Below are 14,629 nucleotides of genomic sequence, written 5' to 3'. Positions count from 1 at the left end.
AGTAGCAACGCCGATATGCCGCTGGGCATATGCTCGGTGAGGGCGCATCGGCAGCCATCCGCTGATACCCCTGCCGGGCACGTCACAAACGTCGCAGCGCGAAGAACGAAATGAGGCGAACACCAGCTGTGAGCAGCTCAACTTCCCAGTTCGGACAGAACCAGTGGCTAGTCGACGAGATGTATCAGAAGTTCAAACAGGACCCGTCCTCGGTCGACGCCAGTTGGCACGAGTTCCTCGCGGATTACACCCCCGAAGCGAGCGAGTCCGGTAACAACCAGGCGCAGGCTCCCGCCGCCGCGGCCCCCGCCGCGCCGAAGGCGGCCGTGGCCACCGCGCCCGCGCCCAAGCCCGCCGCGCAGCAGGCAGCACCCGCCGCGAAGCAGCCCGCGCCCGCCGCGAAGCCCGCTCCGGCCGCCGCCAAGCCCGCGCCCGCCGCGACCGTGCGCGCACCGCAGACCACCCCTGCCCCGGTGTCGAACGCACCGGCCACCACCGCGCCCAAGGCCCCGGCCGCCGCCGACGAGTCCAAGGTGCTGCGTGGCCCGGCCGCCGCCATCGCCAAGAACATGTCGGCCTCGCTGACCATCCCCACCGCGACCTCGGTGCGCGCGATCCCGGCCAAGCTGATGATCGACAACCGTCAGGTGATCAACAACCACCTGGCCCGCACCCGCGGCGGCAAGATCTCCTTCACCCATCTGCTCGGCTACGCGATCGTGCAGGCGGTCAAGGCGTTCCCGAACATGAACCGCCACTTCGCCGAGATCGACGGCAAGCCCAACGCCATCACCCCGGCCCACACCAACCTGGGCCTGGCCATCGACCTGGCGGGCAAGGACGGCAACCGCTCGCTGGTGGTCGCGGCCATCAAGGGCACCGAGGACATGAGCTTCGGCCAGTTCCACACCGCCTACGAGGACATCGTCCGCCGCGCCCGCGAGGGCAAGCTCGGCGCCGACGACTTCTCCGGCGTCACCATCTCGCTGACCAACCCGGGCACCATCGGCACCGTGCACTCGGTGCCGCGTCTGATGCCGGGCCAGGGCGCGATCATCGGCGCGGGCGCGATGGAGTACCCGGCCGAGTTCCAGGGCATGAGCGACGAGCGCATCGCCGACATCGGCGTGGGCAAGCTGATGACGCTCACCTCGACCTACGACCACCGCATCATCCAGGGCGCCGAGTCCGGCGACTTCCTGCGCACCATCCACAACCTGCTGATCTCCGACGAGTTCTACGACGAGATCTTCCACGGCCTCGGCGTGCCGTACGAGCCGGTGCGCTGGCGCAAGGACATCAGCGAGCGCGGCGTCGACAAGAGCGCCCGCGTGCTCGAGCTGATCGCGGCTTACCGCAACCGCGGTCACCTGATGGCCGACACCGATCCGCTGCGCCTGGTCAAGGACAAGTTCCGCAGCCACCCCGACCTCGACGTCACCCAGCACGGCCTGACCCTGTGGGACCTCGACCGCACCTTCAACGTCGCGGGTTTCCACGGCCAGGAGCGGATGAAGCTGCGCGATGTGCTCTCCATCCTGCGCGACGCGTACTGCCGCCACGTCGGTGTGGAGTACACCCACATCCTCGAGACCGACCAGCTGCAGTGGATCCAGGACCGGGTCGAGCAGAAGCACGTCAAACCGACTGTCGCGCAGCAGAAGTACATCCTGAACCGACTCAACGCCGCCGAGGCGTTCGAGACCTTCCTGCAGACCAAGTACGTCGGCCAGAAGCGCTTCTCGCTCGAGGGCGCCGAGGCCGTCATCCCGATGATGGACGCCACCATCGACCAGTGCGCCGAGCACTCGCTCGACGAGGTCGTCATCGGTATGCCGCACCGCGGCCGCCTCAACGTGCTGGCCAATATCGTCGGCAAGCCTTACTCGAAGATCTTCACCGAGTTCGAGGGCAACATGAACCCGGCGGCCACCCACGGCTCCGGTGACGTGAAGTACCACCTCGGCGCCGAGGGCCAGTACCTGCAGATGTTCGGCGACAACGAGATCGCCGTCTCGCTCACCGCCAACCCCTCGCACCTCGAGGCGGTCGACCCGGTGCTCGAGGGTCTGGTGCGCGCCAAGCAGGACCTGCTCGACAAGGGTGACGGCCCCGAGGGCTTCTCGGTCATGCCGCTGATGCTGCACGGTGACGCCGCGTTCGCCGGTCAGGGCGTGGTCGCCGAGACGCTGAACCTCTCGGGCCTGCGCGGTTACCGCGTCGGCGGCACCATCCACATCGTGGTGAACAACCAGATCGGCTTCACCACCGCGCCGGAGAACAGCCGCTCCACCGAGTACTCCACCGACATCGCGAAGTTCATCGGCGCGCCGATCTTCCACGTCAACGGTGACGACCCGGAGGCGTGCGACTGGGTCGCGCGCCTGGCGGTCGACTTCCGCCAGAAGTTCCGCAAGGACGTCGTCATCGACCTTGTCTGCTACCGCCGCCGGGGCCACAACGAGGGCGACGACCCCTCGATGACCCAGCCGGAGATGTACGACGTCATCGACACCAAGCGTTCGGTCCGCAAGGCCTACACCGAATCGCTGATCGGTCGTGGCGACATCTCCATGAAAGAGGCCGAGGACGCGCTGCGCGACTACCAGGGGCAGCTCGAGCGCGTGTTCAACGAGGTCCGTGAGCTGGAGAAGTACAGCCCGGAGCCCTCGGAGTCGGTCGAGGACGACCAGAAGGTGCCTGCCACCGTGCAGACCGCCGTCGACAAGTCGATCCTGCAGCGCATCGGCGACGCGTTCAACACCCCGCCCGACGGCTTCAACGTGCACCCGCGCGTCAAGCCGGTGCTGGAAAAGCGCCGCGAGATGGCCTACGAGGGCAAGGTCGACTGGGCCTTCGCCGAGCTGATGGCCTTCGGCACCCTGATCGACCAGGGCCACGACGTGCGCCTGACCGGTCAGGACTCGCGCCGCGGCACCTTCACCCAGCGCCACGCGGTGATCATCGACCGCGTCAACGCCGACGAGTACACCCCGCTGCACAACATCGGCTCGGAGAAGCCGGGCTGGTTCGCGGTGCACGACTCGGCGCTGAGCGAGTACGCCGCGGTCGGCTTCGAATACGGCTACTCCCTGGGCAATCCGAACGCCCTGGTGCTGTGGGAAGCGCAGTTCGGTGACTTCGTCAACGGCGCGCAGTCGATCATCGATGAGTTCATCTCCTCCGGTGAGGCCAAGTGGGGCCAGCTCTCCGACGTGGTGCTGCTGCTGCCGCACGGCCACGAGGGCCAGGGCCCCGACCACACCTCCGGTCGTATCGAGCGCTTCCTGCAGCTGTGCGCGGAGGGTTCGATGACCGTGGCGGTGCCGTCCACCCCGGCGAACTACTTCCACCTGCTGCGTCGCCACGCCCTCGACGGCATCCGTCGTCCGCTCATCGTCTTCACCCCGAAGTCGATGCTGCGCAACAAGGCCGTGGTCTCCGACATCAAGGACTTCACCGAGTCCAAGTTCCGCTCGGTGTTCGACGAGCCCACCTACGAACAGGGCGTCGGCGACACCGCCAAGGTCAAGCGCATCCTGCTGACCTCGGGCAAGCTCTACTACGAGCTCGCCGCGGAGAAGGCCAAGCACAAGCGCGAGGACGTGGCCATCGTCCGGATCGAACAGCTCTACCCGATCCCGACCTACCGCCTCAACGAGGCACTGGCCAAGTACCCCAACGCGACCGACATCGCCTGGGTCCAGGAGGAACCGGCCAACCAGGGCGCCTGGCCCTTCTTCGGCCTCAACCTCCCCGAGGTCCTCCCCGACCACCTGGGCAAACTGCGCCGCATCTCCCGCCGCGCCATGTCGGCCCCCTCCTCGGGCTCGTCCAAGGTCCACGCCGTCGAACAGGCCGAGATCATCGCCGAGGCCTTCGAACCGACCACGTAGTTCCTAGAACCGCAACAGTTGGGGTGGGGCCATCCAAGGCCCCACCCCAACTGTGTTGTGACCCGGGGTGTGTTGACCCGGCACTCCTTCGCACGTATTGTCATCTGTGACATCGATTTCATCTGTGACATCTGCCTGCTCGGCTGGCTGAAGATTCGGGAGGGCTGTCGAATGACATCCACGCTTCATCGCGTCGACGCAGGCCATGTCTCCGCGACCGAGCTGGCGAAGGTCGAGACGCTGGTGAACGACCTCGCCCCCTCGGAGTTGCGCGAACTGCTGCTGGCGCTGATCAGCAACGTCGCCGCGGGTACGGATGTCGCCCTCGTCGACATCGCCGAGCCTTGGACACCCAGTCAGGTGGCACAGCGCCTGGGCATGAGTCGCACCCACCTCTACAAGTTGCTCGACTCCGGCGAACTACCCTCGTTCCGTGTCGGCCGCGACCGCCGGATCAAGCTCGAGGACATCATCGAATTCGAACGCGCTCGCCAGCGTGACCGCCGCGAACTCGCCGAGCGCTTCGCGCACATCGACCGCGTCCGCGCCGGGGCCGTCCGCGAGCTTCTCGACGAGATCTGAGCCCACATAACCGGTGAGTAGCGTCTCGACGGCTGGGACACGGGAATCCACCCTGGCAACATCACCCCGTGCCTCCCTACCGTCGCGCCCGGCCCACCGTCCGCGTGCTGGAAGATGACCTCTCCACGGATTGGACCGAGCCCCACGCGTTACGAGCGGTGACGGAGAGCCGATGGCAGGACCTCCATCCCTTCACCGAGCTCCCCCACCCACTGTTGCGCAAAGCCGCAGAGTTGTACGGCGCCGACCCCGCCAATGATCCGGCACCTCGCCTGATCACCTGTTCGGGTGATCTGAGACTGCAAGAGTTGCGTAACTCTCAATGGCGCGCGGGCCTGTGGACCGACCCGGAGACCGGGGTTCGCTGGATCTGCGCCGCAGGCCTTGCCAAAGGCGGACACAAAGACGAGGCGGACTTCTATCAATGGCTCGGCTCGCTTGTCGGCCGCACCGGGGGTTCCGAGCTACTACCCACTGAACTCGATCTCACGTTGTTCAAGACAGAGAAGGCGGCGTGGCTGATCACCCAGTGGGAGTTGCGGATACAGCAGGAAGCCGCCGCCGCGCTCGGGACCGCGACCGAGAGTGGCGTTTATCGCTGGAACCTCCCACACCCGACGAGGTCGACCGCGATGGCGAGTGCCGCGGTCACGGTCGCGTACGTCGACGACTGTGAGGAGCTCGTCGTGGACCTGCGCATCGACAACGAATTCGCGGCGAGCAATCTCGGCTGGCTACTGACGGCGCGCGTACTGGTTTCCCTCTCGCCACCCGTGCAGAGCTGGGACCGGTTCGGTGCGACGTTCTCGACGATTGCTGAGCACGGCTACAGCCTCGCGCAGCTCGACCGCCTGCGCAGCGCCTCAGCTCACGACGAACTGCTACCGCAGGAGCCCGGCACCGTCGGTCACCGCGTGCATGTCGAGCATCTCGCGGCGGCGATGATCGAAGGCACAGCCTCCCGGGCGCTGTGCGGCGTCTTCTTCGTACCTACGCAGGACCACGCGGAACTCCAAGAATGCGAAGAATGCAGGGCACGGTATACGTCACTCCGCCGTTGAATACCGTCACCGGGTGAGACGACCAGCTTCGGGAGTTAGGATGCCCTTATGAGTACTGGGTTGCGGTGGCTGGTGGTGGGGTTCGCTGGGCTGATGGCGGTCGGGGTGGCGCAGGCGGGGCCAGTGGGGGCGGTCGACGGGGCGCCGTCGATCGAGTTGTTCGCGGCGGACGGGCGGACGCCGCTCGGGGCGGGTGTGGTGCATCCCGGGGATCGGATCGTGGTGCGGGGTAGTGGGTTCGATCCGGAGGCGAATACGTCCGGGTTGCCGGTGCCGGTGCCGCCGGGGGTTCCGCATGGGACCTTCGTGACCTTCGGCGCCTTCGCGCCGGAATGGAAACCGTCGAGCGGGGCGCCCACCTCGGCGCGGGCGGCCGATCGTTCGGTCGCCCAGTGGGTGCTGAGCCAGTCGGCGTTGGAGCGGATTCCGCAGGTACCGTTCGATTTCCAGCGGACCGTGCGCAAGCAGTGGGTGCCGCTGACAGGTGACGGCCGGTTCGAGGCCACCCTCACAGTGAAGGCCCCGGCCACCACACCCGCCGACGCGGTATTCGGCGTCTACACCTACGCGGCGGCCGAATCGGTCAACGCCGCACAGGAATTGGCGGTGCCGGTGCGATTCGACCCCACGCCCGGCCCCAACACCCCGACCCCACCCCCGGCCGACCTGAGCTGGGCCGTCACCCGCGATTTCGCCGGTACCGTCACCGGCCCCCTCCAGGGCAGCCTCAGCGGCACCGACGGCGCGGCGGTGCGCGACGGCCGGTTGACCTACCAACTCGACGGCGCCGACCTCGACCCGTCGACCGGCCTGGGCACCCTCCGCTACCGCGGCACCGTCGTCGCCTCCACCCGCTTCCACCTCGGCGAGATCGCCCTGGCCGACCCGTGGATCGAATTCACCCCCGAGGGCACCTGGCTCAGCGCCCGCACCTCCACCTCCGACACCATCGGCGCGGACTCGCTCCAGCGCGTGCGCCTGGCCCGACTGGACACCGCCCCCGACACCGACCACCGGGATCGAGCGGACGTCCCGGTCCGATTCGAACCGGGAATCGAACCCCTGTCCCTGCGACTGCTCGCGACCGACGCCGCCGAACCGGTGGACTTCCGCTGGTGAGCGCGGCCCAACTCAGGCCAGCACATTGCCCATCACCGCGCGGACGTGCTGCTCGGTCAGCTGGCGGAGTTCCGCGCTCGTGATCCGACCGCTCGTGACCACGAGGGTGGTGTCGATCTCCAGATTCTCGTCCAGGACGCCGATGCGCACCTTGGTCGGCGGTCTGCCGAACGCCCCGGTCTCGGCAGCCACGAAGGCGTCCTCGCCGAGGCCGGTCAGGTACTCGAAGCTGCCGTCCGGCTCGGCGATGGTGTTGCCGACGAGTTCCTTGAACTGATCGTGGGACCGCCGCCGATCCCCGTCCGGCCGGGTGACCCGCACATTCAGCGACACCTGGAGATCACCGAACTCACCGGCGCAGTAGCCGTTGGTCGCGGTGGTCTGCCGCCACGCGGCGCTGCCGTGGCGGGTCAGTTCCGCCAGGTCCATCAGCTCGCAGTAGTTCCCACGGCCGTGGTCGCGGTATTTCTGCGAGCCGGGGGTGTCGACCGGGGTACCGGGTATCGGTTCGGTCGGCTCGGCGGTGGTGGTGTCGCGCCCCAGCCACATGGCGGCCGCGATCACCACGACCACGACGAGCGCGCACGCCGCGATCGCCGTCGCGAGCCACGGCAGCGCCGACCGGTTCCGAGATGTCATGCGAGGCGCTCCCACAGTGTTCGGCCCTGGTGTTCACAGGCGGTCGCGAGATCGGCTTCCTGCACACCCGATTCCTCGGCGGTCGCCAGCCGGACCGAGACGACCACGTTGTCGTCCATGAGGCCGAGATCGCAGGTGGCACCGTACGGATACGCGGGTGCGCGCAGATAGAAGTACGAGTCGTCGCCGAGGCCGAGGCGGCGGTCGGCGGACAGTGTGCCCGCCGAACCGCGCGCCCACTCCAGGGCGGCCTGATAGAAATTCGAGGGCCTGCGGCCGTCGTTCACCACCCGGACCAAGACGGTGACGGCCACGTAGCGCCAGCCGATCGAGCAGTGATGACTGGAATACGGGTCGGCGTCCGCGGATTCGGAGTGGGCGGGCGGTCGGCCCAGCGATCCGCCGAACTCGCCGATCGCCGCGGTGTCGATGAGTTCACAGGCGTTCCCGACACTCTGCGTGCTGTAGACACGCGGCATCTCGGCCCGCAACAGGTCGGTGGTCGTCATGACCACGAGCAGCGCGACCGTCGCCATCGTCAACACGGCGGTGAGCGTCCACGGCACGAGCGGAATGCGCCGTCGCGCCGCCTGTTCCGGCCGCGCGGCGATCCCGGCACCCGAGGAGACGGCAGGCGCCGCGGCTGCCGAGGGCGCGGCGGGCCGGTCCGGTGCGATGTTCTCCAAGGCCCGAGTCGCCGCGGTGGCCAGGGCCGCGCAGGTGGCGAACCGGTCCTCCGGGCGTTTCGCCATGGCGGTGGCGATCACCGTGTCGATGGCGGCGGGCAGTTCGGGGCGCAGGTCGGTGGCGCGGGGTGGGGGTGCGCTGAGGTGCGCGGCGATGACGGCGGCCTGGTAACCGCGCGGGAACGGGGGCTTTCCGGTGAGCAGTTGGTACAGCGTGCAGCCGAGGGAGTAGATGTCGGCGCGGTGATCGACGGGCAGGCCCTGGAATCGTTCGGGGGCGGCGTAGGCGAAGGTCGCCGCCATGCCGGACAGGGTCACGGTGTCGTCGAGGCTGCGGGCGATGCCGAAATCGGTGAGTAGTGCCGATTCCCGGCCCGCCGCGTCGCGTTCGATCAGCAGGTTCGCGGGTTTCACGTCGCGATGCAGAACTCCTCGCGCATGCGCGAAATCCAGTGCGGCGGCGGCATCGTGGAGCAGCCGCAGCGCCGTGTCCGGGGACAGCCCGCCGGGCGCGGACGCCAGCAGGCCCAGCGCGTCGCCGCCCTGGACGTATTTCATCGACAACCACAGCACCGGATCGTCGGGACCGCTGCGGTCGTAGACCGAGACGATATGGGGATGCTCGAGACGCGCGGCCACCGAGGCTTCGCGTTCGAAGGCGTTGCGGGCCTTCTGATCGACGGAGATCCCGTGCCCCAGCACCTTCACCGCGACGCTGCGCGGAAGCCGGGGATGCCGGGCCAGATACACCGCGCCCATGCCGCCGGTGCCGAGAAGCCGTTCGATCGTGTGTCCCGCGAACAACGTCCCGCGTTCCAACGCCCCCACCTTCTCGCCGTCCCGATCGCATCGAATCTAAGTGCGCGCACGGAAGGGGCAACTCCTTCCGCGCGATCGGCGATTCCGCCACCACTCAGTCCGGCCGGATCCAGCGACGCAATGCGTCGATCATGGTTTCCGGGGGCCGGATAGTGATGACCTCGAGGAAGCGTCCGTTCGGTCCACCGCGATTCCCGCGCGGATCGCCGACACCGCCGCGCCAGGATCGTCGGCCCAGAACGCGATGGCCGATGCCGTGAACTCACCCTGCGGTGTCACGAAGGTCTGCGGCCCCGCGAGGTTCACGCGGACGTTGGTCGCGCTCCCCGCGACGATTGCCAGCGTCTTTCCGTCGAGTTGCGTGGATTTCGCCCCGTCGTAACCGCGCAGATCCCGGTGGACACTCCGAATATCGCCGAGGACGATGTCGAGACGGGTGCGGCGCAGGTAGCGAACGCGGAGCCGCGTGGTGGTGAGCAGGTGTGGGTAGACGTGGTGCGCGGCGATCATGCCGAGGATCAACAGCGCTCCCCAGACACCGAGGATCAGGGCGACGATCCGCACCGGCGCCCACGGGATGAGGAAGTGCACCGCCGGGATCTCGATCGCGCTCACCGCCAGGAATGCCCACAGCACTGCGGATTCCGCGCCCGCGTAGCGGATCGGAAGCCCATCCGCGCTGTCCGGTCGACGGGTGATCGCCCGCGCGAGACTCACCCACATATCCGTTTCCAACCGGACCAAGCCCCGGCCGAGCCGCCATATCGCACGCATGGAACCCCTCCTTTGCAATACAAATGCATTGTAAAGATGGACGACCCCGCAGCGCAATACGACTGCATCGTGAAAAGATGGGCGGATGCCGAAACAGGTGGATCACGAGGCGCGGCGGACGGCGATCAGTGACGCGGTGATGCGGCTGCTCGCCCGTGAGGGACTGGAGTCCATCAGCCTGCGCAATGTCGCCGCGGAGGCGGGCGTTTCCGCGGGACAGGTGCAGCACTATTTCCCCAGCAAGGACGCGATGATGGAGTACGCGGCGGGCGCCATCGCCGAACGGATCGGCGCCCGCGTCGCCACCGCGGGGCCCGACCCGGACCTACACCAGATCCTCACCGCCCTGCTCCCCACCGACGACGCATCGGCCGCCGACGCCCGCAGCCTCATCGGCTATCTGGCCTTCGCCTCCGTGCGTCCCCAGGTCGCCGCCACCCTGGCCACCAACGGCCGGTCCTTTCGCGACCACCTCGCCGCGATGCTCCCCGACCACCCCGATCCGACCACCGCCGCGGACACCCTGCTCGCCCTGCTCGACGGTCTGGCTCTGCACGCCACGGTCGGCCAGATCTCCCCCGAGCGAGCTCGGATGCTGCTCACCGGGGCGATCGATGCCGCCTCGACGGCGCGCTGAATCGGGCGGGTCAGTCCACGGGACCCTTGGGGTCGGTCGCGCGAGCGAGATCCAGGTCGAGGGCGAACGGGAGATCGACCTTCATGCGGCCGTGATGGATACCCGCGGTCGAGTATTTTCCGGCGGCGGGGTCGAGTTGGTAGGAGTAGATGACGGCGCGGCCGTCGACGTTTTCCACGCGCCACAGGTAGGGGATGCCCGCTTCGGCGTAGAGCTGCGGCTTGCGATGGCGGTCGCGTTCGACGGAATCCGGGGAGACGACCTCGATCGCGAGGATCACGTCCTGCGGCCGGAAGGTGGTTTGGTCGAGCCCGGTGCACGCGGCCGCCTTGACGACCATCACGTCGGGCTCGGGACGCTGCCGCGGTCCCAGGGTCACCGTCATCTCACGGATCACCGCGAGGTCCCCGGGGACCTGACGAAGCAACTGCCCTTCGAGGAATCGGATGAGGAGCAGGTGAGACATCATCTGCGTACTGACGAAAACCAGGCTCCCGTCGATCATCTGAGTGTGCTGCGGTAGATCACTCAGATGGTCCAGGTCCTCGGCGAAATATCCCCCCGGCGGCGGCACCGGCCAGCTCAGCGGGGCCCGGTCCCCCGGTGGCATCGGCTCGGCTGTCACCGGTTCCTCGCTCGGCGTGCGGCGATCATCTGACATCACCGAGTATGGCACACCGATAGTGCTCCCCAGCCGGGATTATGGCTGCTCAGAGGCACCGGAGCGGCTGGTTCGCCGGGTGTGGCGAACCAGCCGGGCGGGGTCGGTGGGTCAGGACGGGAGGGGGGACGGGGTGGTGGTGCGGAGGGCGGCTACCGCGGCGGCGGTTTCGGTCATCACCAGGTCGGCGTTGATCTGGGCGCCTGCCATCGCGCCCGCCGCCGCGGCCGCGCCGACCTGGGCGGCGGGGTCGGTGACATTGCCCGCGGCCCAGACGCCGGGGATCGTGGTGCGGCCGACCGGGTCGGCGGGGAGGTGGTCGCCGAAGCCCGCCGGGTGGGGTTGTGGGACCAGGCCGAGGTGGGTGAGGAATTCGGCGCGGATGCTCGCGCGGGGTGCCACCACCAGGGCGTCGCGGTCGAGGACGGTGCCGTCGGCCAGGCGGACTCCGGTGAGTCGGTCGGCGGAGCCGAGGACCTCGACGACTTCGCCCTCGACGATCCGGATACCCCGTGCCGTCAGCTTCTCGGCGTCCTCGGCGCTCAGCGCGGGAGCGGTGTGGGCGAGGACGACGACATCGTCGCTGAGCTGGCTGAACAGCAGCGCCTGGTGCACCGACATCGGGCCGCTCGCCAGCACGGCGATGCGCTTGTCGCGCACCTCCCAGCCGTGGCAGTACGGGCAGTGCAGCACGTCGTGACCCCAGTGCTCGCGCAGGCCGGGGATCTCGGGGAGCACATCGGTCAGGCCGGTGGTGACCAGCAGACGCCGGGCCCGCACGGTCCGCCCGTCGGCGAGGGACACCCGGAACCCGTCCGAATCCGCGCCGCTCGCGGGGTCGGGCGTGCCGATCCGACCATCTCCGTCGATCCGATCGACTCCGACGACCACCCCGTTCACCACCTCCCCGCCATACCCGACCACCTCGGCCCGGCCCTGCGCGACCAGTTCCGCGGGCGGTGTCCCGTCCCGTGCCAGCAGCCCGTGCACACCCTCGGCGGGCGCGTTGCGCGGCGAGCCCGCGTCGATCACCAGGACCGCGCGCCGCGATCGGGCCAGCATCAATGCGCCGTTCAGTCCGGCGGCGCCACCGCCGATCACCACCACGTCATATGAGTCGTTCATCTCAACCTCCTTCGCCGACCACAGTGCCGATCGCCGCGCCGAACTGGCAAGGTTATTTGCCGCTATGGCAAACTGGATGACATGGACGACCTCGAACAGACCCTCGACTCGGTCGGCCCCCGCCTGCGCGCCCTGCGTTCGCAGCGCCGCACCACGCTGGCCGATCTGTCCCAGGAGACGGGCATCTCGGTGAGCACCCTCTCGCGGCTGGAGTCCGGCGACCGCAAACCCACGCTCGAACTCCTGCTCCCACTGGCCAAGGCACACGGGGTGACACTCGACGAACTCGTCGACGCCCCCGCCACCGGCGATCCCCGCATCCACCTGCGCCCGATCACCCGCCACGGGATGACCATGCTCCCGCTCACCAAGCGCGCGGGCGGTATCCAGGCGTTCAAGATGATCATCGCCCCCGGCGCGACCGACCGGCCGCAGACCCCGCAGGTGCACGAGGGCTACGAGTGGCTCTATGTGCTCAACGGACGGTTGCGCCTGATCCTGGGCGACAACGACATCGTGCTCACCCCCGGCGAGGCCGCCGAGTTCGACACCCATGTGCCGCACTGGTTCGGCGCCGCCGACGATCAGCCCGTCGAATTCCTGAGCCTGTTCGGCAAGCAGGGCGAGCGCGCTCATCTGCGCGCCCGCCCCCGGGGATCGGACTGATCAGCCGAGCGTGAAGCTCGCCCGGCCGGAGATGTGCTCGAGCTCCTGGTGCTGCGGCAGGGTCTCGTCGGTGGTGACGATCCACGCTTCGATATTGCCCGCGCCGGGGCCCATGCCCATGCCGGTCATCACGCCGTCGGGCAGGCCGACGAGCGCGCCGTTGTCCACGCGGTGCGACTGGCCGTCGCTGTAGCCGGTGTCGAGGTTCCGGAAGCGCACCGCGATGCGGTAGGACTGGCAGAAATCGCCGGTCTGGGTGATGGTCACCTTCACGCCGAACTGGCCGGACTGCGGCTGGGGCACGGTCTGGGCATTGATGATCGCCGCGCAGTTGGCGCCGGGCGTGCGGCTGAGCGTGGGCGTGAACTGGACGACCGGGTCGCTGGGGATCGCGGTGGCCGGACCGGTGAGCCCGATCAGGGCGGCCGTGGTCGCCAGGGTGGCGATCGCGGCGCGACGGGGAAGCGAGTACTTGCTGTTCGTGAGAGTCATGTTTCGTACTTCGCGCCCTGCCGAGAAGCCGTTAACCACCGCGAAGATCTCGGTTGGATATTCGAATAACCAAGGGGCACAACAGTTTTGAGGTCTTGCCAGTTGCGCGAAGACATGCACGTCCCGTGCCCGTATGTCGTGTGCGGACGCCGGTCCGTTAGCCGGGACAACGGTCTCGATCCCGCAACGCGCCCGTCCGGCCGGGTCCGGCGGCGATCATCGCGCGCGGTCGTATTCTGAGCCGATCCAGCACTTCCGCCGAGGAGGGCAGATGGGCGAGCGGCATTCCCCGAGGGCGAGCCGGTTCCGGTTCACCGTCTCCGTCGTACTCCTGGTGCTGACCGGCGTGCTGGTGATCGCGGGGGTGCTCGCGCGCTACGTGCACTCGGATCTGCTCGACACCGACCACTACGTCGAGATCGTGGGACCGCTCGCCACCGAACCGGCCATCCAGGACGCGGTGACCGACCAGGTCAGCGCGGCGATCCTGGCCCGACTCGACGACACCGCTCTGGCGAACGACCTCGCCACCGCCCTCGCCGACGCCGACCCGGACTCCCCGCGCCTGCGGGCCGCGCTGCGCACCCTGCCCGCGCTGTTGCGCGCCGAGATCGATGACCTGGTCCACCAGACCACCGAATCCGTGGTGCGTAGCGACCGTTTCGCCGAGCTGTGGACCGCCGCCAATCGGGGCGCGCACACGGCGGTGAGCGGCGTGCTCACCGGTTCCGGACCGCTCGAGGTCGAGGAGGACGGCACCGTGCGCGTTCCACTCGATCAGGTGGCGGAGGCGGTGCGGCAGCGGCTGGCCGAACGCGGCGTGGACGTCCCGGGGGAACCGGGCACACTCACCGCGCAGGTCGTCGTCTTCCAGGACGAGCGGATCGCGCAGGCCCAGCGTTGGACGCGCCTGCTCGACCGGGCCGCGACCCTGCTGCCGGTGATCGCCCTGCTGCTGGCGATCCTCGCGATCGTGATCGCCCCGCCGGGCACGCGCCGTCGCGCGGTCGCCCTGCACGGCGCGATTCTGATCGCCGCCATGGCGCTGCTCGCGGTGGCGATCGCGCTGGGCCGCCACCGGTATCTGTCGGCGGTCCCGCTGGACCCGGAGGTGGCGCGGCTGCTGTTCGACACCGTCACCGACCCGGTGCGCGGCAAGCTGCGTTCGGTCGCCGCCTACGGCGCCTTCCTGGTGGTGTTCGCGCTGGTGACCGGCCCGTCACGACCCGCGCGGGCGGTGCGGGCGCGGATCTCGGCGGGCTGGGCGGCCGTGCTGCGCCGACCGGGACTGTCGAGCTGGGGTGTCGTGGGGCTGGCCGCGCTGGTCCTGGTGTTCTGGAACTCGCCGTCGATCCGGGTGCTCGTGACGGTAGCGGCGGTCGCCTGCGCCTGCGTGCTGACGATCCTGCTCCTGGCCCGCCGGGCGGCTACGCGCTGATCCGGGCGCCGGGTTCGTCGGCGCGGTCGGTGGC

13 protein-coding genes are annotated in these 14,629 nt (G+C 68.8%); 7 read left to right on the top strand and 6 right to left on the bottom strand.

Annotated elements, in window-relative coordinates; all coding sequences use genetic code 11:
• Positions 1–110 precede the first annotated feature (110 nt).
• The 4 genes from QC180_RS14605 (at position 111) to QC180_RS14590 (ending at position 6,658) form a co-directional block, all read left to right on the top strand.
• Complete coding sequence (locus tag QC180_RS14605) at positions 111–3,896, top strand: multifunctional oxoglutarate decarboxylase/oxoglutarate dehydrogenase thiamine pyrophosphate-binding subunit/dihydrolipoyllysine-residue succinyltransferase subunit (RefSeq protein ID WP_278263275.1); 3,786 nt, start codon at positions 111–113, stop codon at positions 3,894–3,896.
• 72 nt (positions 3,897–3,968) lie between these two features.
• Positions 3,969–4,478 (top strand): helix-turn-helix domain-containing protein, encoded by a 510-nt coding sequence (locus QC180_RS14600; RefSeq protein ID WP_278263274.1) that lies wholly within the window; start codon positions 3,969–3,971, stop codon positions 4,476–4,478.
• Positions 4,479–4,546: 68 nt separating this feature from the next.
• Positions 4,547–5,539, top strand: a complete 993-nt coding sequence (locus QC180_RS14595) for a DUF3039 domain-containing protein (protein ID WP_278263273.1) — start codon at positions 4,547–4,549, stop codon at positions 5,537–5,539.
• Positions 5,540–5,587: 48 nt separating this feature from the next.
• Positions 5,588–6,658, top strand: coding sequence for an HtaA domain-containing protein (locus QC180_RS14590; protein WP_278263272.1), 1,071 nt, complete (start codon positions 5,588–5,590; stop codon positions 6,656–6,658).
• A gap of 12 nt (positions 6,659–6,670) precedes the next feature.
• On the opposite strand, the gene QC180_RS14585 is transcribed toward QC180_RS14590, so the two are convergent.
• The 3 genes from QC180_RS14585 to QC180_RS14575 all read right to left on the bottom strand — a co-directional run bounded on the left by QC180_RS14585 (position 6,671) and on the right by QC180_RS14575 (position 9,519).
• Positions 6,671–7,297, bottom strand: coding sequence for a hypothetical protein (locus QC180_RS14585; RefSeq protein WP_278263271.1), 627 nt, complete (start codon positions 7,295–7,297; stop codon positions 6,671–6,673).
• Complete coding sequence (locus QC180_RS14580) at positions 7,294–8,802, bottom strand: serine/threonine-protein kinase (RefSeq protein ID WP_278263270.1); 1,509 nt, start codon at positions 8,800–8,802, stop codon at positions 7,294–7,296. Before QC180_RS14580 ends, QC180_RS14585 begins: the two co-directional genes overlap by 4 nt.
• 129 nt (positions 8,803–8,931) lie before the next feature.
• Positions 8,932–9,519: a hypothetical protein gene (locus QC180_RS14575; RefSeq protein WP_278263269.1), complete on the bottom strand. Its 588-nt coding sequence runs from the start codon at positions 9,517–9,519 to the stop codon at positions 8,932–8,934.
• A gap of 142 nt (positions 9,520–9,661) precedes the next feature.
• Here QC180_RS14575 and QC180_RS14570 point away from each other — a divergent pair, with 142 nt between their 5' ends.
• Positions 9,662–10,213 (top strand): TetR/AcrR family transcriptional regulator, encoded by a 552-nt coding sequence (locus tag QC180_RS14570; protein WP_278263268.1) that lies wholly within the window; start codon positions 9,662–9,664, stop codon positions 10,211–10,213.
• Positions 10,214–10,223: 10 nt separating this feature from the next.
• Here the strand turns inward: QC180_RS14570 and QC180_RS14565 are convergent, their stop codons facing one another.
• Positions 10,224–10,838 carry a Uma2 family endonuclease gene (locus QC180_RS14565; RefSeq protein ID WP_278263267.1) on the bottom strand — a complete coding sequence of 205 codons (615 nt, stop codon included), beginning with the start codon at positions 10,836–10,838 and terminating at the stop codon, positions 10,224–10,226.
• Between the two features lie 147 nt (positions 10,839–10,985).
• Entirely contained in the window at positions 10,986–11,999 is a 1,014-nt protein-coding gene (locus QC180_RS14560) for an NAD(P)/FAD-dependent oxidoreductase (protein WP_278263266.1), read from the bottom strand.
• Positions 12,000–12,080: 81 nt separating this feature from the next.
• Between QC180_RS14560 and QC180_RS14555 the strand changes: the two genes are divergently transcribed.
• Entirely contained in the window at positions 12,081–12,665 is a 585-nt protein-coding gene (locus QC180_RS14555) for a helix-turn-helix domain-containing protein (protein ID WP_278263265.1), read from the top strand.
• Here the strand turns inward: QC180_RS14555 and QC180_RS14550 are convergent, their stop codons facing one another.
• The gene (locus QC180_RS14550; RefSeq protein WP_278263264.1) at positions 12,666–13,157 is read right to left on the bottom strand and encodes a hypothetical protein; all 492 of its coding nucleotides are present in this window, start codon (positions 13,155–13,157) and stop codon (positions 12,666–12,668) included.
• Between the two features lie 271 nt (positions 13,158–13,428).
• Between QC180_RS14550 and QC180_RS14545 the strand changes: the two genes are divergently transcribed.
• Positions 13,429–14,595, top strand: coding sequence for a hypothetical protein (locus QC180_RS14545; RefSeq protein ID WP_278263263.1), 1,167 nt, complete (start codon positions 13,429–13,431; stop codon positions 14,593–14,595).
• The last annotated feature ends 34 nt before the right edge of the window (positions 14,596–14,629 follow it).

The organism is Nocardia anocheti (assembly GCF_029675105.1).
Classification (GTDB): domain Bacteria; phylum Actinomycetota; class Actinomycetes; order Mycobacteriales; family Mycobacteriaceae; genus Nocardia.
This window is presented reverse-complemented; position numbering and strand designations above follow the sequence as displayed.